At 69.4% G+C, this 19,763-nt stretch carries 20 protein-coding genes and 1 tRNA gene; 5 read left to right on the top strand and 16 right to left on the bottom strand.

The window, feature by feature from the left end; all coding sequences use genetic code 11:
* Positions 1-14 precede the first annotated feature (14 nt).
* From DJ019_RS18145 to DJ019_RS18120, 6 genes are all read right to left on the bottom strand, one after another.
* Positions 15-91: transfer RNA gene (locus DJ019_RS18145), tRNA-Arg, on the bottom strand.
* 139 nt (positions 92-230) lie between these two features.
* Positions 231-746, bottom strand: coding sequence for a CarD family transcriptional regulator (locus DJ019_RS18140; protein WP_111277694.1), 516 nt, complete (start codon positions 744-746; stop codon positions 231-233).
* 290 nt (positions 747-1,036) lie between these two features.
* A complete protein-coding gene (gene fdxA / locus DJ019_RS18135; protein WP_111277692.1) occupies positions 1,037-1,378 on the bottom strand; it encodes a ferredoxin FdxA in 342 nt (113 codons plus the stop codon).
* 105 nt (positions 1,379-1,483) lie between these two features.
* Positions 1,484-1,927, bottom strand: coding sequence for a DUF805 domain-containing protein (locus tag DJ019_RS18130; protein ID WP_111277690.1), 444 nt, complete (start codon positions 1,925-1,927; stop codon positions 1,484-1,486).
* A 33-nt stretch (positions 1,928-1,960) separates the two neighbouring features.
* Positions 1,961-2,242: an RNA-binding S4 domain-containing protein gene (locus tag DJ019_RS18125; protein WP_111277688.1), complete on the bottom strand. Its 282-nt coding sequence runs from the start codon at positions 2,240-2,242 to the stop codon at positions 1,961-1,963.
* A gap of 8 nt (positions 2,243-2,250) precedes the next feature.
* Positions 2,251-4,800 (bottom strand): helicase-related protein, encoded by a 2,550-nt coding sequence (locus tag DJ019_RS18120; RefSeq protein ID WP_111277686.1) that lies wholly within the window; start codon positions 4,798-4,800, stop codon positions 2,251-2,253.
* Between the two features lie 141 nt (positions 4,801-4,941).
* Here DJ019_RS18120 and DJ019_RS18115 point away from each other — a divergent pair, with 141 nt between their 5' ends.
* Positions 4,942-6,771 (top strand): DUF885 domain-containing protein, encoded by a 1,830-nt coding sequence (locus DJ019_RS18115; RefSeq protein WP_111277684.1) that lies wholly within the window; start codon positions 4,942-4,944, stop codon positions 6,769-6,771.
* Here the strand turns inward: DJ019_RS18115 and cdd are convergent.
* A complete protein-coding gene (gene cdd, locus DJ019_RS18110; protein WP_111277682.1) occupies positions 6,768-7,166 on the bottom strand; it encodes a cytidine deaminase in 399 nt (132 codons plus the stop codon). The two genes, DJ019_RS18115 and cdd, sit on opposite strands and share 4 nt — an antisense overlap.
* 199 nt (positions 7,167-7,365) lie before the next feature.
* Here cdd and DJ019_RS18105 point away from each other — a divergent pair, with 199 nt between their 5' ends.
* The gene (locus tag DJ019_RS18105) at positions 7,366-9,210 is read left to right on the top strand and encodes a methyl-accepting chemotaxis protein (protein WP_240606537.1); all 1,845 of its coding nucleotides are present in this window, start codon (positions 7,366-7,368) and stop codon (positions 9,208-9,210) included.
* Positions 9,211-9,213: 3 nt separating this feature from the next.
* On the opposite strand, the gene DJ019_RS18100 is transcribed toward DJ019_RS18105, so the two are convergent.
* The 4 genes from DJ019_RS18100 to DJ019_RS18085 are packed head-to-tail and all read right to left on the bottom strand — an operon-like array spanning position 9,214 to position 12,858.
* A complete protein-coding gene (locus tag DJ019_RS18100) occupies positions 9,214-10,347 on the bottom strand; it encodes an ABC transporter permease (RefSeq protein WP_111277680.1) in 1,134 nt (377 codons plus the stop codon).
* Positions 10,344-11,261, bottom strand: a complete 918-nt coding sequence (locus tag DJ019_RS18095) for an ABC transporter ATP-binding protein (RefSeq protein ID WP_111277678.1) — start codon at positions 11,259-11,261, stop codon at positions 10,344-10,346. Before DJ019_RS18095 ends, DJ019_RS18100 begins: the two co-directional genes overlap by 4 nt.
* A complete protein-coding gene (locus DJ019_RS18090) occupies positions 11,258-12,223 on the bottom strand; it encodes an HlyD family secretion protein (protein WP_111277676.1) in 966 nt (321 codons plus the stop codon). The genes DJ019_RS18095 and DJ019_RS18090 overlap by 4 nt, the downstream gene beginning before the upstream one ends.
* Positions 12,220-12,858 carry a TetR/AcrR family transcriptional regulator gene (locus DJ019_RS18085; protein ID WP_111277674.1) on the bottom strand — a complete coding sequence of 213 codons (639 nt, stop codon included), beginning with the start codon at positions 12,856-12,858 and terminating at the stop codon, positions 12,220-12,222. Before DJ019_RS18085 ends, DJ019_RS18090 begins: the two co-directional genes overlap by 4 nt.
* Positions 12,859-13,128: 270 nt before the next feature.
* On the opposite strand from DJ019_RS18085, the gene DJ019_RS18080 reads away from it, so the two are divergent.
* Entirely contained in the window at positions 13,129-13,803 is a 675-nt protein-coding gene (locus tag DJ019_RS18080) for a M23 family metallopeptidase (protein ID WP_111277672.1), read from the top strand.
* On the opposite strand, the gene DJ019_RS21590 is transcribed toward DJ019_RS18080, so the two are convergent.
* The gene (locus DJ019_RS21590; RefSeq protein WP_276310040.1) at positions 13,800-13,994 is read right to left on the bottom strand and encodes a beta/alpha barrel domain-containing protein; all 195 of its coding nucleotides are present in this window, start codon (positions 13,992-13,994) and stop codon (positions 13,800-13,802) included. The two genes, DJ019_RS18080 and DJ019_RS21590, sit on opposite strands and share 4 nt — an antisense overlap.
* Before the next feature lie 8 nt (positions 13,995-14,002).
* Positions 14,003-14,608, bottom strand: coding sequence for an isocitrate lyase/PEP mutase family protein (locus DJ019_RS18075; protein WP_276310039.1), 606 nt, complete (start codon positions 14,606-14,608; stop codon positions 14,003-14,005).
* Positions 14,609-14,893: 285 nt separating this feature from the next.
* On the opposite strand from DJ019_RS18075, the gene rpmB reads away from it, so the two are divergent.
* Positions 14,894-15,187 (top strand): 50S ribosomal protein L28, encoded by a 294-nt coding sequence (rpmB, locus tag DJ019_RS18070; RefSeq protein ID WP_111277670.1) that lies wholly within the window; start codon positions 14,894-14,896, stop codon positions 15,185-15,187.
* 64 nt (positions 15,188-15,251) lie between these two features.
* On the opposite strand, the gene DJ019_RS18065 is transcribed toward rpmB, so the two are convergent.
* Complete coding sequence (locus tag DJ019_RS18065; RefSeq protein WP_111277668.1) at positions 15,252-16,244, bottom strand: esterase-like activity of phytase family protein; 993 nt, start codon at positions 16,242-16,244, stop codon at positions 15,252-15,254.
* Complete coding sequence (gene cobT / locus DJ019_RS18060) at positions 16,241-18,190, bottom strand: cobaltochelatase subunit CobT (RefSeq protein WP_111277666.1); 1,950 nt, start codon at positions 18,188-18,190, stop codon at positions 16,241-16,243. The genes DJ019_RS18065 and cobT overlap by 4 nt, the downstream gene beginning before the upstream one ends.
* Before the next feature lie 117 nt (positions 18,191-18,307).
* Here cobT and DJ019_RS18055 point away from each other — a divergent pair, with 117 nt between their 5' ends.
* Entirely contained in the window at positions 18,308-18,487 is a 180-nt protein-coding gene (locus DJ019_RS18055) for a DUF1328 family protein (protein WP_111277664.1), read from the top strand.
* Between the two features lie 38 nt (positions 18,488-18,525).
* On the opposite strand, the gene DJ019_RS18050 is transcribed toward DJ019_RS18055, so the two are convergent.
* Positions 18,526-19,701: a DUF3089 domain-containing protein gene (locus DJ019_RS18050; RefSeq protein ID WP_111277662.1), complete on the bottom strand. Its 1,176-nt coding sequence runs from the start codon at positions 19,699-19,701 to the stop codon at positions 18,526-18,528.
* Between the last annotated feature and the right edge of the window lie 62 nt (positions 19,702-19,763).

Below are 19,763 nucleotides of genomic sequence, written 5' to 3'. Positions count from 1 at the left end.
CGGGTTGCTTGCGCTGGCGGCCCGGAAGGGATTCGAACCCCTGACCTTGGCTTTAGGAAAGCCCTGCTCTATCCGGCTGAGCTACCGGGCCGCTGCGCGGGGGCGGTGGTAGCGCATGGCGGCGGGTTTGCAAACGGCGGCGCGGTCCGTCGCCTGTCCCCTGCGGGCGTGGAAACGAAAACGCCCGGCGGTGAGGCCGGGCGTCTCGAGGTCAACGTCGGGAGGACGGATCAGGCCGCGGCGGCCTGGGTCTTCACCAGCGACTTGTTGAGCATGGCGATGGCCGCTTCGCGGTCGATGCGCTCGATGGCGGCGACTTCGCGGGCCATGCGGTCCAGGGCGCTCTCGTAGAGCTGGCGCTCGGAATAGGACTGCTCGGGCTGGTTCTCGGCGCGGTGCAGGTCGCGCACGACCTCGGCGATCGAAATCAGGTCGCCCGAATTGATCTTGGCTTCGTATTCCTGAGCGCGGCGCGACCACATGGTGCGCTTCACGCGGGCGCGGCCCTTCAGCGTGGTCAGCGCCTTCGACACCACGCCGGTCTCGGCGAGCGAGCGCAGGCCGGCCGTCTTGGCCTTGGCGGTGGGAACGCGCAGCGTCATCTTCTCGTGGTCGAAGGTGATCACGTACACTTCAAGCTTCAGACCGGCGACTTCCTGGGTTTCGATCCCTTGCACCTGACCCACGCCATGGGCCGGGTAGACGACGTGATCGCCAACCGAGAATTCGTGACCGCTCTTGCTCATCGAGATACCTCTCATATGCGTCCGCGAACCCGCGGCACTTCTGTCAGGCGCTTCCGGATGCGACAAAACCACCCCTTCCGCGAGAAAGGCGCGGTTGCGAAATCGCTGTGGTTCGGAAGCTGACCTCTTAAGACACCCTTCGCCCGCTCCGGCTGGGGGAACCGGACGGCTGTTCTGATTTCGACCGGCACGGGCAAGCGCCTCTGTGTCGTGTCAGCTATGACATTAACACAAAAACCAGCGGAAAGAAAGGGTTGGGCCCGCGGCGGTCCCGCGGGGCGAGGATGGCGTCAGGAGCCGCGGCCAGGCTTCTCGGAGAAGTACTTCTCGAACTTGCCGGTCTCGCGCTCGAAAGCTTCCTTGTCGGCGGGCGGCTCGCCCTTGACCGTGATGTTCGGCCACACTTTCGAGTATTCGGCGTTGATCCGAAGCCACTTGCCGTCCGGATCATCTTCGGTGTCAGGCTTGATCGCGTCGACGGGGCACTCGGGTTCGCAGACGCCGCAGTCGATGCACTCGTCCGGATTGATCGCGAGGAAGTTTTCGCCCTCGTAGAAGCAGTCGACGGGACACACCTCCACGCAGTCCATGAACTTACATTTGATGCACGGATCCATCACGATGTAGGTCATGGCGGGCGCGGAACTCCTGGCGCTGGCGGCGCGGGTTTTTCGCGGCGCCGCAGCATCTTGTCAATGCGACGGACCGTCAGGATTTCTGGAAGCGGGGATAGGCGCCTAGGTGAAAGTCTCGGCCAGATCCGGCTTGCGGCCGGGGGGTGGGCCGTACTCGTTGCGCCGCGGCTGACCCGGGATCACGCGGAGGGCGATGATGGCGGCGAACGCCACGAGGCTCTGAAACAGGCCGCTACCGCCGCCTCCTGCGGTGGCGACGCCCATCTCGATCCAGCCCACGATGGAGATGGCGATGTTGATCAGGGGCGCCAGCCAGCCGCTCCAGCCGAGGTCATGAAGGCGCCGAATCCAGAACAGTAACAGAGGGACACCGAACAGCAGGGCCAACGTCGGCGACGCCAGTGTGGCCGCTGTAGCGGCGACGAACCAAGGAACGACCCAAAGCCAATAGTCGCGACGTCCGGATCGGCCGGCGATCCACGCCCCGAAGCCGCGCTTGGCGGGCATCCCGCCTCCGCTGGCGAGTTCCTGAATCCGATCGCTCATGCTCCGCACCCCCGTTCGCACGGAAACTGTGGCTCAGCCTTCCAGCAACGTCGAGTAGAGCTCGCGCGCTTCCGTCGCCGGTCCCCGGCGCTCGCCCATGGCCTCGACCCGCACCGCGATGAGCCGGCCGCCGAGGGCGAAGACGAGCTGGTCGCCGGCCTTGAGGGCGCGGGAGGCCTTGTCGAGCCGGGTCTCCTGGCCGCCGCGGGTCATCCGGATTCGGCCCTGGTCGACGAATTTCGCGGCCATCGAGCGCGTCTTGAAGAAGCGGGCGCGCCAGAGCCAGACGTCGGCGCGGCAGGCGTCCACGGCCATGTCCTCGCTCACGATGCGGCGGCCTTGGGCTTGCGCCGACGCCGCCTGGGGCGACGCGCGGGCGGGGGCGCCTCCTTCAGGACCGCGAGGGCGGCGAAAGGCGAGTGTGGGCGCGGCGGCGCGGCTTCAGCGGCCGCCTTCTCGCCCCGGCGGCGCCAGGCCACGGGCTCGCCATCCTTCGGCCGGTTCGCTGGCGCGTAGCCGAGACCTCGCAGCAGGTCCTGGGCCTGGGCGGGCGTCCAGCCGAGCTCCTCCCGCGCCGCGTCGGAGAGGACGGCGCCGCCGTTCAGCCTCGGCGCGGCGCGCAAGAGGTCGGCCAGGCGCTCGAGCTGCGCCACCGGGACGGCCCAGGCCCGCACCGCCCGCAGGCCATGGGCGGCGAGGGCGCGGGCCGACGGCCGGGGATGCGGCAGAGGGCTCGGCAGGTCGACGACAGGGCGCCAGTCCGGCGCTTCGCGGCGGGCCAGCGCCTGCAGCAGGGCCTGGGCCTCGGGCCTCAGCAGGCCCGGCTGGAAGATCGAGTGGGCGCCGATCCGCACGCCCAGGCCGCGCAGGGTGCGGCGCTCCACCTGGCTGAGCGCATGGGTCTCGGTCCGCACTTCAGCCCGGTCCAGCACGCCGCCGGCCTCGGCGAGGCGATAGGCGAGACCGCGCGCCAGTCCTCTCACCTGACCCTCGGCGATGGCCACGTCGAGCCGGCGGAGCGGGGCGAGCCGGCGCCCGGCCTCGGCGGCCACGAACGCCTCAAGCCGCCGCGCCGCCCGCTGGCGGGCCGCCTCGTGTCCGAGGTCGCCCAGCAGCCGGACGCGGGGCGAGAACGGCTCGCCGCCCGAGATGACGCCGGCGACCACGCCGTCCCAGAGGACCGCGCCGTCGGGGGTGAGCGCGAAGGCTGCGTCCGGGGCGGCCGAGAGCTGGCCAAGCCGGCGGGCGATCTCGGGGCCCACCGCGTGCTGGGCGGCGGCGCGCAGGGCCTTTTCCTCCAGCACCGTGCCGCCGCTCGCGGCTTCGAAGGTGACGCCGCTGAGTCGGCCCACGTAGTGCCCCTCGACGGTCACGGCGCCATCGGCGCCGACCCCGGCCAGCATCTCCTCGCGCACGCGCAGGCCGCGCATCAGGGCGCTGGTCCGCCGGTCGACGAACCGGGCCATCAGCTTTTCGTGCAGGGTGTCCGAGAGCCTGTCTTCCAGCCCACTGGTCTGCTGCTGCCACTCGGCCGGATCGACCAGCCAGTCCGGCCGGTTGGCGACATAGGCCAGGGTCCGCACGCTGGCGAGGCGGGTGGCCAGGGTGTCGATCTCGCCGTCGGTGCGGTTCAGGTGCTCGTACTGGCGGGCGATCCAGTCGTCGGCGATGCGGCGTCGGCGCTCGGTAAGCTGGACGAAGAAGGCCTTCACCAGGGCCACGTGTTCCTCGGTCGCCACCTTGCGAAAATCCGGTGTCTGGCAGACGTCCCACAGGCGCATCAGGTTCGTCCGGTCGCGGGTGCGTGTCTTGACGAGTTCGTCCTCGGCCAGCGCCTTCAGCGTCGTCTCGTCGAGCGCCTCGGCGGACAATTTCAATCCCTGGCGGTCCGGGAGCTTCGCCAGGCTTCGCATCAGCGCCGGCAGGGAGTCGAACTCCAGCTTCGCATTGCGCCACTCGGCCCCGGCGACGGGCTCGAAGCTGTGGTGCTCCACCGCCTCCACGAGGTCGGGATCCATGTCCTCTGCCTCGCCGGTGACCCCGAACGTGCCGTCTTTCTGATAGCGACCCGCGCGGCCCGCGATCTGGCCGATCTCCTGGGGGTGGAGATAGCGGGTGCGGCGGCCGTCGAACTTGCGCAGGCCCGCGAAGGCCACGTGGTCGACGTCCATGTTGAGGCCCATGCCGATGGCGTCGGTGGCCACCAGGAAGTCCACCTCGCCGGACTGGTAGAGCGCCACCTGGGCGTTGCGGGTGCGGGGGCTGAGGCTGCCCATGACCACCGCCGCACCGCCGCGCTGGCGACGGATCAACTCGGCGATGGCGTAGACCTGGTCGGCGCTGAAGGCGACCACAGCCGAGCGCCGCGGCAGCTTGGTGAGCTTCTTGGGGCCCGCATAGGTGAGGGACGAGAAGCGGTCGCGGGTCTGGATCTCGGCGTGCGGAAGCAGGCGGCGGACCAGCGGCGCCATCGTTCCGGCGCCCAGCAGCATGGTTTCGGCTCTCCCGCGCGCATGCAGCAGGCGGTGGGTGAAGACGTGGCCGCGTTCGGGATCGGCGCAGAGCTGGATCTCGTCGATCGCCAGGAACTCAACCTCGACGCTGAGCGGCATCGCCTCGACGGTGCAGACGTAATACTGCGGCCGGGGTGGTACGATCTTTTCCTCGCCTGTGATCAGCGCCACGCAGCGCGGCCCGCGCGCCTTGACGATGCGGTCGTAGATCTCCCGCGCCAGCAGGCGGAGCGGCAGGCCGATCATGCCGCTGGCGTGGCCGAGCATCCGCTCGACCGCCAGGTGGGTCTTGCCGGTGTTGGTCGGGCCCAGGACCGCCACGAGGCGGGATGGCGCCGCGCCGGAGGGCCGATCGCTCATGCCCTCAAGGTGGGATGGGCAAGGGAGTCGGGCAAGCGCGGCAAGCTGGCGCCCCGAAGATCGCCGTTCGCAGCATAGGAATTGCGCGGTGGCTGCCGGCCGCTAGGGTCCCGTTCCACAATTTCTTGGGGACCGCCAGGCATGGACCTTTCTCGCCGCCATCTGCTGTTCACGGGCGCTGCGCTCGGCCTTGCCGCGACGCCGCTCGCCGCGCTCGCCGCCGAGGCTGCAGCCGTCAACGATCCTCGACTGGCCAAGTTGCTGGACTCGTTCGTCGAGGAGATCCTCGCGGAGAGCCCGGAAGGCGCCACCAGCCTGGGGATGGACAAGGGCCCCCGCGCCGCGTTGCGTCGGCGTCTGAACGACCTGTCGTCGGGCGGCCGGACCAAGGAGTTCGCCGGCTATGCCGACCGGGTGAAGCGGCTCCAGGCGATCCCCCGCGACAGCCTCTCCGGCAAGGACCTCACCACCTACGACACGGTGCTCTATGCCATGGGCGTCGGGGCCGAAGGGGGGCGGTTCGGCTACGGCAAGGATTTCGCGGTCCCCTACGTGGTCAGCCAGCAGGACGGCACGGTCGCCAACACGGGCGAGTTCCTGAACGCCCAGCACCTCATCGAGACCGCGGACGACGCCGAGGCCTATCTCGCTCGCCTCGACCAGGTGGGCGCGGCGCTGGACCAGGAGACCGACCGGATCAGGGATGCGGCCGCCAAGGGTGTGATCCTGCCCGACTTCCTGCTCACCACGGCGCTGGGGCAGGTCAAGGACCTGCGAGCCCAGGACGCGGCCGCGACGCGTCTCGTGACCTCGTTGACCGAACGTGCGGCGGCCAAGGGGCTCCCGGGCGACTGGCGGGCGCGCGCGAGCGCCATCGTCGCGCAGAAAGTGTTCCCGGCGCTGGAACGTCAGGCGGCGATGCTGCAGTCGCTGCAACCGCGCGCCAGCCACGACGCGGGCGTGTGGAAGTTCCCCGACGGCGCCGACTACTACCGCTGGGCGCTCAAGCTACACACGACCACCGACCGCACACCGGACGAGATCCACAAGACCGGCCTGGAACAGGGCGCAGCCATCGACGCCGAGATGGACCGCATCCTCAAGGCTCAGGGCTATGCTCAGGGCTCGGTCGGCGAGCGCATGGCTGCGCTGACCAAGGATCCTAAGTTCGTCTATCCGAACACCGACGCCGGCCGGCGGGAACTGATCTCGTACATCGAGGGCCGCATCGCCGCGATCCGGACCTACATCCCGAAATTCTCGAAACTGGGCCTGAAGGCGCCGGTCGAGGTGAAGCGGGTCCCGCCCGAGATCGAGGCCGGCGCCAGCCTGGGCTATATGAACTTCGCCGCCCTCGATGGCTCGCGACCGGCGATCTACTACGTGAACCTGCGCGATACGGGAGCCTGGCCGCGGTACACGCTGGCCAGCCTGACCACGCACGAAGCGATCCCGGGCCATGCCTGGCAGGGAGCCTACCTGGCCGAGCGGGCAGGTGAGATCCACACCATCTCCTCGCTGATCGGCTTCGGCGCGTTCACCGAGGGCTGGGCGCTCTACGCCGAGCAGCTCGCCGACGAGCTCGGCTTCTACGCCGACGATCCCATGGGACGCCTGGGCTACTTCCAGGCCCTGCGTTTCCGGGCGGCGCGCCTCGTGGTCGACACGGGCCTGCACGACAAGCGTTGGGGCCGCGAGCAGGCCATCGACTGGATGGTGGCGGCCACCGGCCGTTCGGTCAGCGCCATCACGAGCGAGGTCGACCGCTATTGCGCCAGCCCCGGCCAGGCGTGCGCCTACAAGACCGGCCACAATGAGATCGTGCGCCTACGCGAGAAGGCGCGCTCCAGCCTTGGCGCCGGTTTCGACCTGCGCGACTTCAACGACGCCGTGGTCGCGACCGGCGGCACGCCCCTGTCGGTGCTGGAGAGCGTGATCGACCGCTATGTCGCCGCCAGCCGCAAGGCTTAGCGGGGCAGCCGGAAGCCGAGCGGCAGGAGAGCCTCGATCGTGTGGCTCTCCGCCGCCCCCTCGGCCGGCACGCTGATCACCTCACACCCGGGCTCGGCGAATTCCCAGATCTTCTGGCGGCAACCACCGCAGGGCCAGATGAGGCCGGGGAGGTCCGAGGCGACCCAGACCCGCCGCAGGGAGTTGTGACCGGCGGTCACCGCGGCGGAGATCGCGCTGGCCTCGGCGCAGACGCCCTGTGGGTAGGCGGCGTTCTCCACATTGACGCCATAGTGGACACTGCCGTCCGCGGCCTCGACCGCGGCCGCCACGTGCACGCCGGAGTAGGGCGCATGGCTGGACGCCAGGAGGCGCCGCAGCTCATGGGCGACAGTCGGCGGCGCAAGGTCGGTCATGGCGAGGAGGTGTCCCGGTCGGGTCGAGGGACGAGCGAGACTATGGCCGGACCGGCGGCGCGTCCATGGCCGCGCTTTGGTTGCAGATGCAACTGTCAGGATTGCGACGTTCCGTCTCACTGCGGAACGGCTTCGGTTAATTGGTTAGCAGGTCGAGCCCGCAATCCTGGCGCAAGCTGGATTGGAACTAGGGGCTACCGTGAACTTCAGGGATCTCAACATCTCGGCCAAGCTCGTCGTGGTGTTTTCGGCCATGCTGGTCACCATCGCCGCAGGCGGCGTCGCGCTGCACCTCAACAACGCCGCGCTGTCGGCCTCGATCGCCCGGACGGATCGCGCGCAGAAGGTGTTGTCGGCCAATGTGGACGCGACCTTCCGCCTCGCGCGCCAGGAAAACTCCCTGCGTGGCTACCTGCTGTCGGGCGACGAGTACTACGTGAAGCGCATCAACGAGGCGCACCAGCCGAAGTTCTTCGCGGCCCTCAAGGAGATCAAGGCGCTCGAAAAGGACGATCCCAAGGCCCTCCAGCGGGTGGCTGCCGTCGAGCGGGCTTTCGCGAACTACGACAAGACGGCGCTGCAGGTCGGCATCGCCATGGGCCGGGACCCGGCCACGCGCGCCCAGGCCGTGACGCTGGTGAGCCCGGATGGTCCCGCCGACGCCGCGATCGGCGACGTGGAGACGGCGCTGGAAGAGATCGAGAAGGCCGCGTCGGCCGCCCTTGAGCGCGAGGCCGCCAACCAGGCCCGCGCGCTGCAGCAGGTCACCATCGGCCTCGTCGTGGGCATTGCTGGCCTCGCCGCCCTGGCCTCCGTGGCAGGCGTCATCCTGGCCCGGGCGATCGGCAATCCCGTGCGGGCCATGACCGCCGTCATGCGGAAGCTGGCCGCCGGCGACAACGACGTGGACATTCCGGCGACCGAGCGGCGCGACGAGGTCGGCGCGATGGCGCAGGCCGTGCTGAGCTTCAAACAGGGCGCCCTCGAGCGCGTCCGCCTGGAGCGTGACGCCAAGGCCGCCGAACAGGCCGCGGCCGAACAGCGCGCGGCCAGCGAGAAGGAACGCGCCGCCGTCCAGGCCGAACAACAGGCCGTCGTGCAGGCCCTGGCCGAGGGGCTCTCGCGCCTGTCGGCGGGCGACCTGACGACCCGCATCGACGCCAAGTTCAGCGGCTCGTACGAACAGCTCCGGTCCGATTTCAACGGCGCGCTCTCCAAGCTCGAGCGCACCCTGGGCAAGATCGTGGACGAGTCCGCCGGCATCTCGTCGGGCGCCAGCGAAGTCAGCCAGGCCGCGGACAACCTTGCCCGCCGCACCGAGCAGCAGGCCGCGACGCTGGAAGAGACGGCAGCGGCCCTGGACGAGATCACCGCAACCGTGCGGCGCACCGCCGAGGGCGCCCAGCAGGCGGACCGCGTCGTCACCCAGGCCCGCGCGACCGCCGAGAGCAGCAGCGATGTCGTCGGCCGGGCGGTGGCGGCCATGGACGAGATATCCTCTTCCTCCAGCCAGATCGGCCAGATCATCGCGGTGATCGACGAGATCGCGTTCCAGACCAATCTGCTGGCGCTGAACGCCGGGGTCGAAGCGGCGCGAGCCGGTGACGCCGGCAAGGGCTTCGCCGTGGTCGCCTCGGAAGTCCGGGCCCTGGCCCAGCGCTCGGCCGAGGCCGCCAAGGAGATCAAGGGTCTGATCAACGCCTCCACCGGCCACGTCGGAGCCGGCGTCGAGCTGGTGGCCCAGACCGGTCAGTCACTGCAGCAGATCTTCGAGCAGTTCGACCAGGTGGCGACTCTGGTCAGCCAGATCGCCTCGTCCGCGCGCGAGCAGTCGTCGGCTCTGGGCGAGGTCAACACCGCCATGAACCAGATGGACACCGTCACCCAGCAGAACGCCGCGATGGTCGAGGAGAGCACGGCGGCCAGCCACACGCTCTCGCGCCAGTCGGCCGAGCTGGCCCGGCTGATCGCCCAGTTCAAGGTCCACCCGGAGGCCGGGACGCGGGCCGTGGGCGAGCAGGCTCCCATGCGGCTCGCGAGCTGAGGATCAGTCCAGCGTGCGGCGGTAGCGGGCCATGGCCAGCGCCGTCACCACGCAGACGAAGGCGGCCAGGGCGGCCAGTTCCCGCCACTGGTCGCCGATCCCTTGTGACTTCAGGAGCGAGCCGCGGACCACGCGCAGGAAGTGAGTGACGGGGATCACCTCGCCGATCCACTGCGCCCAGGCCGGCATCCCGCGAAACGGGAACATGAAGCCCGACAGCAGGATCGACGGCAGGATGTAGAAGAAGCTCATCTGCATCGCCTGCAGTTGTGAGCGGGCGACCGTGGAGATAAGGAAGCCCAGCGCCAGCGAGCCGGTGATGAAGAGGGCGACACCGGCGGTGAGCCCCAGCCACCCGCCGGCCATCGGCACCTCGAACAGCGATGCGGCCATGACCAGGATGATGGCCGTCTGGATAAGCCCCACCATCACATAGGGCGCCAGCTTGCCGATCATCACCTCGATCGGCTCGAGCGGGGTGGACAGCAGGGTCTCCATCGTCCCGCGCTCGGTCTCGCGGGTGACCGACAGCGCGGTCATCATCACCAGTGTCAGCGACAGGATGATGCCCAGGAGCCCGGGCACGATGTTGTAGGCCGTGATGGCCTCGGGGTTGTAGCGCCGGTGAATGACCACCTCGAATGGCGCCGCGGGCTGACCCCTTGCGGCCAACGCGCCCTTGAGGTCATGGGCCAGCGCGCGATCGGGGAGTGCGGCCAGGGCCGCCACGGCGCCGCCGGTCGCCGAGGGATCCGTCGCGTCGGCCTCCACCAGGATCTGCGGCTTCTCGCCTCGCGCCACGCGGCGGCTGAAGTCTCCGGGAATGGTCACCGCGAACTGCGCCTGGCCGGTACGGAGGAGGGCGTCCAACTCGCTCGGCGTGCGCGCCTCCGCCACGAAGTCGAAATAGCGGGAGTTCTCCAGCGCGGCGATCAGCGAGCGGGCATAGCGGCTGTCTTCCTGGACCAGCACCGCCGTCGGCAGATGGCGCGGCTCGGTGTTGATGGCGTAGCCGAAGAGGGTGAGCTGGATGACCGGGATCGCCAGCATCATGGCGTAGGTCAGCCGGTCGCGGGTGAGCTGCTTAAACTCCTTGACCAGCACGGCCAGGACGCGGGTCCAGGACAGGGCGCTCACTGCACGTTGTCCTGGCTCTTGCCCATGAGCTGGATGAACACGTCTTCCAGCGTCGGTGTCACCTCGCGCCAGAGGTAACCTCGATCGCGGTAGGGCGCGACCGCGGCTTCCAGGGCGACCTTGTCGGCGCCGCTGACATGAATCGCCGCGCCGAACGCGGCCGCGGTCTCCACGCCAGGGACCCGCGCCAGCGCCTGGGCCAGCCTGTCCGCGTCGGGCCCTTCGCCATGCAGGGTCACCAGGCCCGAGGCCGCGATCACCTCGGCCGCGGTTCCGCGCGCCATCAGCCGGCCGTAGCTGATGTAAGCGATCTCGTGGCAGCGCTCGGCCTCGTCCATGTAGTGGGTGGAGACCAGGACGGTCAGGCCGTCGGCCGCCAGGGCGTGGATCTCGTCCCAGAACGTGCGGCGGGCCTTGGGGTCGACGCCGGCGGTGGGTTCGTCCAGCAGCAGCAGGCGGGGCTCGTGCAGGGTGGCGGCGGCCAGGGCCAGCCGCTGCTTCCAGCCGCCGGAGAGCGTGCCCGCGAGCTGGTGGCGGCGGGACGACAGGCCCAGGCGTTCCAGCGCCGCGTCCACGCGTTCGCGTCGACGGTCCAGGCCATAGACCCGGGCCGTGAACTGCAGGTTCTCGACGATCGTCAGGTCTTCGTAGAGCGAGAACCTCTGGGTCATGTAGCCGGTGCGCAGCTTCACGGCGTCGGCCTCGTGGATGATGTCGAACCCCAGGGCGCGACCCTCGCCGGAGTCCGGAGTCAGGAGGCCGCACAGCATTCGCAGCGTGGTGGTCTTGCCCGAGCCGTTGGGCCCCAGGAAGCCGCAGATGCGGCCTTCCTCCACCTGGATCGAGACGTCGTTGACCACATGCTTGTCGCCGAAGGACTTGTTCAGGCCGCGGACGTCGATGGCGAGGGTCACGTCAGCGGTTCCACGTCCACGGGCTGGCCAGGATTGAGCCGCGCCGTCGGCCGCGCCTCAACCAGATAGACCAGCCGATCGCGGGCCTCGCGGCTGTAGATCACCGGCGGCGTGAACTCCGGGCGCGGGCTGATGAAGTCGATCCGGGCCGTAAGCCCCTTCGGGCAGCCGTCGCACGCGAAGCGGACCGCGCGGCCGACACGATAGGCCGAGAGATCCTGCGCCGGCACGAAGAAGCGCAGCTTGATCCGGTCATCCGGCAACAGGGACAGGATCGGCTGGTTCGCCGGCGCCCATTCGCCGGCGTGGAAAAAGACGTCCTCGACCCGAGCCCGGGTCGGCGCGATGGGCGCCACGTCCATCAGGCGGGCGCTCGCGCCCGCAGCGGCGGCTCGCGCCTGGACCAGTCGGGCGTCGGCGGCGCGGACCTGGTCGTCGCGGGCGCCGAGAGCTGCGGCGTCGCGCTGTCGCCGGGCCGCGCGGAGCTGGGCCTCGGCGGTCTCGGCCGCAGCGCGGGCATCGTCGAGCCGCGAGGGCGCATACCAGCCCTGGCGCACCAGGGGCTGAATCCGGCGCAGGTCAGCCTGAGCGTCGCGAGTGTGCGACTCGGCGGCGGTGATGTTGGCCTCGTAGACCGCCAGCTCCGCCGGACGCTGTCCCTTGCGGGCGTCGTCAGCCTGGGCGGCGGCCGCGGCGGCCTCGGCCGAAGCCTGGTCGTACTGAGCGCGGAGCTGGGCGGGATCGACCACGAACAAGGACTGCCCCGCGGCGACCTCCTGGCCCCGCGTCACGTGAACGGCGCGCACCGTCCCTGACACGGGCGCGGCGAGGTAGAGCGCCTCGCCTTCCACATAGCCGGACAGCGCATGCGGCTCAGCCAGGCGTGGCAGGCCCACCAGCACGCCGACGATCGCGGCCGCAGCGGCGGCCAGGCCGGCGATCAGAAGACGCTGGCGTTTCAAGATCGGGCTCCTTCCAGCGCCATGCCGTGGAGGATGGTGTCGATGTGCTGGGCCATCAGGGCGCGGACATCGAAGCCCTGGGCGCCCACGGGAACGAAGGTCTCGCGCCAAAGCACGGCGACCAGGATCGGCGAGATGAGCTGCAGGGCGTAGGCGCGGGGATCGCCGGGCCGGACTTCGCCACGCGCCTGGGCGCCTGCGATTGCGTCGGTAAGGGCCCCCAGCGCCTGGGCCACCAGTTCATCGTGCCAGACCCGGGCAAGCTCGGGGAAATTCCGCGCCTCGCCCACCACCATCTTGAGCACGGCCCCGATCGGGGTCGTCTCGATCACCCCCGCCACATGCCTCGCCACCCCGCGCAGCAGGTCGGGCAGGGGGCCCGGATGCGTAGAGATCATGGCTTTGACGGCCGCGACGTTGGGGGCGATCGCCCGGACCACCACCGCCCGGAAGATCTCCTCCTTGGTCTCGAAGTAGAGATACACCGCGCCCTTCGACATGCCGGCTCGCCGCGCGATCTCGTCCAGTTTCGCGGCCGCGAAGCCTTTCTCCGCAAACACCGCGAGCGCAGCCTCGACGATCTCGGCCGGCCGTTCGTCTTTGCGCCGGCGGAATTTCGGCTCACCGCCATCCATGGCGCGACCCTTCTTAAGTAACTGACCAGCCGGTTAGTAACGCATGCGGCAAAGTCGCGCAACGGCGATATTTTTCGCCCGGGCGTCAAACCGCCACATGGGGGATTAACCCTCGGCGCCTATTTCCTGCCCCGGTCCGCAGCCAAAGGACCACATCTCGCCGCGCCCCCCTCCCGGTAGCGGCGCCTCAGTCAATCCGCCTTGAAGCCGGCGATCCGTCCGGCGAAGGCGCATCTTTGAGTAAGGGTCCTGATGACGTCGGGGTTTCGTATGCGTCTTCGCGAGCTGGCCGAGCAGCGGCCCCTCGCCATCCTCACAGTCGCCGGCCTCGTGGCGGCGACGGCGGCCGCCGCTGCGCCGTTCAGCCAACCGGTCAGCCGGGCGGTGATGGGCACGGCCGTCCAGCGCGCGGCGGAGACGGTCGCGCCCCCGGTCGAGGAGTTGACCTACGAGCTTGTCTGGGTCGGAAAGGATCTCGACGGCGACGGACGCGGCGATTTCGCCAATCCCACAGGCCACCAACCGCGGAGCATCGACGCCTACGGCGAGGGCGAGTTCGGCGCTCGGAGGGACGGCGGTGCGCGTCGGCACGAGGGCGTCGACTACGCGGCCAGGGCCGGCCAGGCCGTCCGTGCGCCGATCTCGGGCTATGTGACGAAGATTGGCTACGCCTACGCCGACGCGCCGAACCTGCGGTTCATCGAGATCACCAATCCCGCCCTGCGGATCGCAGCACGGGTGTTCTATGTGAATCCCAAGGTTGAGGTCGGCCAGCCGGTCGCCATGGGCCGCCCTATTGGCACCGCCAAGTCGCTCCAGCGCATGTACCCCGGCGGCATGACCGATCATGTGCACCTGGAGATCATCGACCGGCGCGGCGTGCGCATCGACGCCGCCAAGGTGATCACAGCGCAGTACCAGCCGGTCGAGATAGCGGCCGACTAAGGCGTCAGCAGCGCCTTGAGCTGGGCGCCCGTGGCAGCCTCGCCGAGACTGTCGAACGTCCCTGCGTCGGCGATCTCCTGGGCGGCCCGGAGGAATCCGCCCCAGGCCGCCCGGGCGAGCGCCCCGCCCAGGCTGATCCGGCGCACGCCCAGATCAGCGAGCTGCGCCACCGGCAGGCCGGGCGCCCACATCAGGACGTTCAGCGGCTTGGGGCCACCGCACGCACGGCCGCGGCGATGTCGTCGGCAGTTCGAAGCCCTGGCGCGTAGAGGCAATCCGCGCCTGCCTCGGCGAGGGCCACGAGCCGGTCCAACGTCTGTCCAACATCCATCTGGCCGACCAACAGACCCTCCGCCCGTCCCACCAGCACTGCGCCGGTCTCTCGCGCGACCTCGGCCGCGGCCCGGACGCGCTCGACCGCCACGGCCGTCTCGTAGAGCGGCTTACCGGCGTCCTGGCTCATGTCTTCGATCGAAAGGCCGGCGATCCCGGTCCCGAGCGCGCGGCGGACGTTGGCTGCGACATCTTCGGGGGCGTCCGCATAGCCGTTCTCGAAATCGGCGTTGATCGGCAGGTCGACCGCGCTGGCCAGCATCGACAGATGGTGGAGGGAGTCTTCCAGCGGGACCTCGTTGTCCAGCCGGCCGCTGGCCCAGGCCATGCCTGAACTGGTGCTCGCCAGCGCCGGAAAGCCCAGGGTCTGCAGCATTCGCGCGCTGCCGGCGTCCCACGGGTTGGGGATCACGAAACAACCGGTCTCGTGCAGGGCGCGGAATCGCGCGCGCTTCTCTTCTGGAGACGACATGCGGACCTCCGACAGCAGAGCCCAAGGCGCGAATGTTGATGTGCAGGAACGCGCGCAAAACGAATCGTGACCGAATCGCTGACACCCAGCGATTCAGCTTCTGTTCCCTACGAGATATTGTAGCTGATTTGCTTCGAGGCACAACGAAGCGTCGCGCGCGGGCGCGATGGATCGAGCGATGCGCCAGGTCACCTTGACGGGGCGGGGTGGTTCCTCTACATCGCCCGCTCTTCGCGCGGGTCCTGGCCCGTCGCGTCCCAGATTTATTGCGAAGGTTATCTCGCCATGTCGCGTCGTTGCGAACTCACGGGTGTCGGGCCGATGGTCGGTCACAACGTGAGCCACTCGAACATCAAGACCAAGCGCCGGTTCATGCCGAACCTGGTGTCCACGACGGTCCAGTCGGAAGCGCTGGGTCAGTCGTTCAGCCTGCGCATCACGAATGCGGCGCTGCGTACGCTGGACTTCAAGGGCGGTCTTGACCCCGTCCTGCTGAAGGCCCGCGACGAGGTGCTGTCGCCCCGCGCGCTCAAGATCAAGCGCCAGGTGAAGGCCAAGCTCGCCGAGCAGGCCGCCTAAGCGCCCGACGAGTGTCGTTCCGAGAGGGCCGCCCGCGAGGGCGGCCTTTTCATTTGGCGTCCCGTTATCTGGACGGCGTCCAGTCGAACGCCACCAGCAGGGTGCGCTGGCCGTTGGCGCCCAGATTGTCGTCGGACAGCAGATAGAATCGCACCGAGCCGTCCGCCCGCTCCTCGGCCGCCAGGCTTTCGAAATTGTCGACGAAGGCGGACCCTGGCGCGAGCCGATCCTTCACCTCGCGACTGTCCAGCACCAGTTCGTCCACCACGGCGCCGCTCCCGTCCAGGATCCGCACGCGCTGCACGCTGTAGGCGCCGACATAGTGGAACGCGCGGATCAGCCAGGCCGTCCGGCCGCCCGACAGCCGCTTGACCGAGGTGATCGCCTGTGGAGCCGTCAGCGGGATCGTCGGTCCAGGCGCGCAGGCGGCCGAGACGCGGCACGTCCACGTCCGTCCCGTATATTCCTCGCCGACGATATAGGCGTCGGGGCCGGCGTCGGGATCGGCGCCGAGCGCCTCCATGCCGTCATTGCCGCCCTTGATGTCGGTCGGCGCCGGCGCCCGCCGGGGCGGTCCCCCCGTGGCGGGGTAGAGGAGGATGCGGGGAACCTGCTCGAAGCTCACCAGCCGGTCGCCATTGGCCAGGACCGCCAATCCCTCGGCATCGCCCTCCGGGCCGCCCAGGGGCCGCCCGGCCTCGTTGACCTGGTCCGACAATGTTGCGCGATCGACGCCGGCCAGGCGGCCGGCGCGATCCAGGACCAGCCGCATCCTGACCAGGTCGCCACCCGAGTCGCTGACCGCGGTAAGCGTGCGGCCGGGGCCGAGCACGACGTCCGACAGGCCGTGGAGCCGGGACGTCTGGGCCGAGGTCAGCACCAGGCCGCCCGCGAAGACGAAGGCGCCGAACGCGGTCCGGGTGGGTTCGGCGGGGGTCGTCTCGATCGCGATCGCCGGCCCGGCTGGAACCGGCGCCTTTGGCAGCGGCGCGACGGGTGCGGTGACGCAGCCCGTGAGCCACAGGGCGACGGCGGCGAGGCCCGCCAGCCGCCTCACGCAGAGACCTTCCGCACTTCCTTGAACGTCGAGCCGCGGGCCGGCCCCTGGGGCCCTTGGGTGTTCGGCGGCGGCGCCAGCAGGCCCGCCGTCTTGCGCGTCACCCGGCGAGGCTCTTCGTCGAACAGGTCGGCGAGCTGCTCGACCATGGCGCCGGCGAGCTGCTCGACGTCCACGATGGTCACGGCGTTCTTGTAGTAGCGGGTTACGTCATGCCCGATGCCGATGGCGATGAGCTGGACCGGGCTCTTGCCCTCGATCTCGCCGATCACCTCGCGGAGGTGGCGCTCGAGGTAGTGGCCGGAATTCACCGACAGGGTGCTGTCGTCCACCGGCGCGCCATCCGAGATCACCAGCAGAATCCGGCGCTGCTCGGGCCGGCCGATCAGGCGCTGGTGCGCCCACATCAGGGCCTCGCCGTCGATGTTTTCCTTGAGCAGCCCCTCGCGCATCATCAGGCCGAGATTGCGCCGCGCCCGGCGCCAGGGCGCGTCGGCGGCCTTGTAGATGATGTGACGCAGGTCGTTCAGGCGGCCCGGCTGGGCGGGCTTGCCGGCCTTCAGCCAGTCCTCGCGCGACGAGCCGCCCTTCCAGGCGCGGGTGGTGAAGCCGAGAATCTCCGTCTTCACGCTGCAACGCTCCAGCGTGCGGGCCAGGATGTCGGCGCACACCGCGGCGACCATGATCGGGCGGCCGCGCATCGAGCCCGAGTTGTCGATCAGGATGGTGACGACGGTGTCCCGGAACTCGGTGTCGTCTTCCTCCTTGAAGGCGAGCGAGGCGGTGGGGTCGACGATCACTCGCGTCAGGCGGGCCACGTCCAGCAGCCCTTCCTCGAGATCGAAGGTCCACGACCGATTCTGCTGAGCCATCAGCTTGCGCTGAAGGCGGTTGGCGAGACGCGAAACGACATTCGAGACCGAGGCGAGCTGCTGGTCGAGGTAGGCGCGCAGCCGCGTCAGCTCCTCGGGATCGCATAGCTCCTCGGCGGCCACGATCTCGTCGTGGGCGGTGGTGAAGACCTTGTAGGTCACGGCGCGGTTGTCGCCCGACGGATCTGGCCGGGCCGGCTGTTCGCCCTCGCCCATGTCGGGCGGCTCGTCGGTGTCCTCGGCGTCGGGGTCCTGCTCCGACTGCATCATTTGGCTGTCGGCGTCCTCGGCCTCGCGCGCCGTGGTCTCGTCCTCGTCCATGGCCGACTGCTGCGGGGACTGGGCCTCGCCGTCGCTGTCGTCGTCCTGGTTGGACTCTTCGGGCTCGCCTTCTTCGCCGCCCTCCTGGTCCTCGTCCGGCTGCTCGGGCGCGTCCGACAGGTCGTCGCCCATGGAGAGGTCGCGGATGATCGTTCGGGCGATCCGGGCGTAGGCCTTCTGATCGTCGACGGCCTCGACCAGCCGGTCGAGGTCCCCGCCCGCCTTGGCCTCGACGTCCGCCCGGAACAGGTCGACCAGCGCGCGGGCCATCGGCGGCGGCGGCTCGCCGGTCAGCCGTTCGCGAACCATCAGGCTGACCACGTCTGCCAGCGGCGGGTTGGCCAGGGCCTCGACCTCGTTGAACGCCTTGCGCTGCCAGGCGTGGTTCATCACGGCCTTGAGGTTCTCGCGCACGCCGCCCATGGCGTTGGCGCCGATGGCCTCGATCCGGGCCTGTTCCAGGGCGTCATAGATCGGCTGGCCGGGGCCCGAGTGCGGCCGGGTCTTCGAATGCGCCGCCGGGTCGTGGTGCGCGATCCGCAAAGCCATCTGGTCGGCGAGGCCGCGGATGCGGGCGGCATCCTCCGGCGTCAGGTCGCGCGGCGGGTGAGGCAGGACGGCCCGGTTGCCGGAAAGCTGCGGACCCTCGCCCGAGTAGACGATCTCCAGGTCGGGCGTCTCGGCCAGCGACCGCGCGGCATGCGCCAGCGCGCGCTTGAAGGGCTCTAGGGGGCTTTCCGGGTTCTTCGCCATGTCAGTCGGTCATAGATCAGGCGTGACGCCACGGGAAACAAGGAATCGTGCGCGCCGGAACGGGCCGGCGGCCCCGGCGTTTCGACGGCTCAGGTTCATGACCCAAGGAGAGACGTCATGCTGAAGTGGGCCCTGATCTTCGCGATTGTCGCGATCGTGGCAGCCGCGCTGGGCTTCGGCGGCATCGCCGGCGCTGCGGCGGGTATCGCCAAGCTGCTGTTCTTTGTCGCCGTCGTCGGCTTCCTGCTGTTCCTCGCCCTCGGCGTCTTCGCCGGCCGGAAGCTTACAGGCCGGTAGGCTCGGACCGGGCGGGGCCTGGCCCCGCCCGGCGCCGACTACTTCTTCGCGAGATAGGCCTTCGCCTGCTGGCCGACCACCTCGACCAGGTCGCCCATGGCGATGTTCGCGTCGATGAGGTGCAGGCCCCAGTCCTTCGCCACGACGCCTCCCGGGCCGACCACGTCACCGGCGATGATGTCGGTGCGCGGATCGCTGGGGTCGGCGTTCACCTTGGCTTCCAGATAGCTGAAGCCGTCCTTCGAGACGCACTGGGCCGTGATCAGGCCGGGAACCGCCACGAACGGCGTGGTCGGATTTGGCTTGCCCTTCACCCACTCGGGCGTGGGGGCGGACGAGCTGGCGATATTCATGCCATTGGAGAGGTAGGCCTTCAGCGGCGCAGCGCCGCCGCCCAGCGCTGCGGGGTTCGTGCAGGCCGCCTGCATCCCGGGAGCAGCGACCTTCCCGAACCGGCTGTTCGCCGGCGGCGGATCGGTGTCGCGGAAGGTGACGTAGCTGATCGCGCACCCCGTCTGGCTTGACGATTTGCAGAGCGGAATCGTCTTGAAGGCGCCGGTGTCCTTGCCCGCTTCCACCGGCAGGTTGGAGCCGAGGATCAGCGCCGATATGAGCTGCTTCTGGATCGGCTTGCCTTCGATCTCGGCCGGGATCACCCGTTGCAGCACGCCGGAACCCTGAGAGTGCCCGATCAGGACCACGCCGCGCCCCTTGTTCTCGGTCGCGAGATAGTGGTTCCACGCATCGACCACATCGCCATACCCGACCTGGCGCGCGGCGGGGTCCATGGCGCCCGGCATCGGCTGGCCCATGGTCATGGAGCGCAGGGCCGTCAGGGTGAACTGCCGATAGATCGGCGCGAAGATACGGCACTTGGAGCCGAAGCGGGCGAGCTGCTGCTTCACCACGTTCAGCTCTTCGGCGTTGGCGGTCATGTCCGAGACCACGCCCGGATCGTTGGACACGGTGGGATAGACGTAGAAGCAGTCGATCGGGGCCTTGGGGTCGGCCTTGAACGCTTCCACCCTGGATGAGCCGTCGGCGTTGATGACCGTCGCGGTCAGGTCGATCGCGCAGGCGTCGCCGGCCTTGCCCGGCCAGCAGAGCCACGCTTCCGGCTTGCTGTAGTCGTTCTTCGGATGGGCCGTCTGGGCCTGGGCGGCGCCGGCGGTCAACGCGGCGCCGAGGGCCAAGGCGAGCAGTCGAGCGGTCATTCGGTTTCCCCTTCGATCAGCGTCTCAGTTTTTCGAAACTTGCGTATGATCATGGCGTGCTC

It is taken from the genome of Phenylobacterium kunshanense (assembly GCF_003254525.1).
GTDB lineage: Bacteria > Pseudomonadota > Alphaproteobacteria > Caulobacterales > Caulobacteraceae > Phenylobacterium > Phenylobacterium kunshanense.
Note: the sequence above shows the minus strand (reverse complement) of the source record. Positions and strands in the feature narration are given on the sequence as shown.

Bases quoted from the DNA above. Each gene is read 5' to 3' on its own strand.
- DJ019_RS18055 (WP_111277664.1), top strand. From the start codon at position 18,308: ATGCTGAAGTGGGCCCTGATCTTCGCGATTGTCGCGATCGTGGCAGCC.
- DJ019_RS21590 (WP_276310040.1), bottom strand. From the start codon at position 13,994: ATGTGGGCGCCCGGCCTGCCGGTGGCGCAGCTCGCTGATCTGGGCGTG.
- DJ019_RS18120 (WP_111277686.1), bottom strand. From the start codon at position 4,800: ATGAGCGATCGGCCCTCCGGCGCGGCGCCATCCCGCCTCGTGGCGGTC.
- DJ019_RS18140 (WP_111277694.1), bottom strand. From the start codon at position 746: ATGAGCAAGAGCGGTCACGAATTCTCGGTTGGCGATCACGTCGTCTAC.
- rpmB (WP_111277670.1), top strand. From the start codon at position 14,894: ATGTCGCGTCGTTGCGAACTCACGGGTGTCGGGCCGATGGTCGGTCAC.
- fdxA (WP_111277692.1), bottom strand. From the start codon at position 1,378: ATGACCTACATCGTGATGGATCCGTGCATCAAATGTAAGTTCATGGAC.
- DJ019_RS18075 (WP_276310039.1), bottom strand. From the start codon at position 14,608: ATGTCGTCTCCAGAAGAGAAGCGCGCGCGATTCCGCGCCCTGCACGAG.
- DJ019_RS18130 (WP_111277690.1), bottom strand. From the start codon at position 1,927: ATGAGCGATCGGATTCAGGAACTCGCCAGCGGAGGCGGGATGCCCGCC.
- DJ019_RS18115 (WP_111277684.1), top strand. From the start codon at position 4,942: ATGGACCTTTCTCGCCGCCATCTGCTGTTCACGGGCGCTGCGCTCGGC.
- DJ019_RS18085 (WP_111277674.1), bottom strand. From the start codon at position 12,858: ATGGATGGCGGTGAGCCGAAATTCCGCCGGCGCAAAGACGAACGGCCG.
- DJ019_RS18050 (WP_111277662.1), bottom strand. From the start codon at position 19,701: ATGACCGCTCGACTGCTCGCCTTGGCCCTCGGCGCCGCGTTGACCGCC.
- DJ019_RS18125 (WP_111277688.1), bottom strand. From the start codon at position 2,242: ATGGCCGTGGACGCCTGCCGCGCCGACGTCTGGCTCTGGCGCGCCCGC.
- DJ019_RS18080 (WP_111277672.1), top strand. From the start codon at position 13,129: ATGCGTCTTCGCGAGCTGGCCGAGCAGCGGCCCCTCGCCATCCTCACA.
- cobT (WP_111277666.1), bottom strand. From the start codon at position 18,190: ATGGCGAAGAACCCGGAAAGCCCCCTAGAGCCCTTCAAGCGCGCGCTG.
- cdd (WP_111277682.1), bottom strand. From the start codon at position 7,166: ATGACCGACCTTGCGCCGCCGACTGTCGCCCATGAGCTGCGGCGCCTC.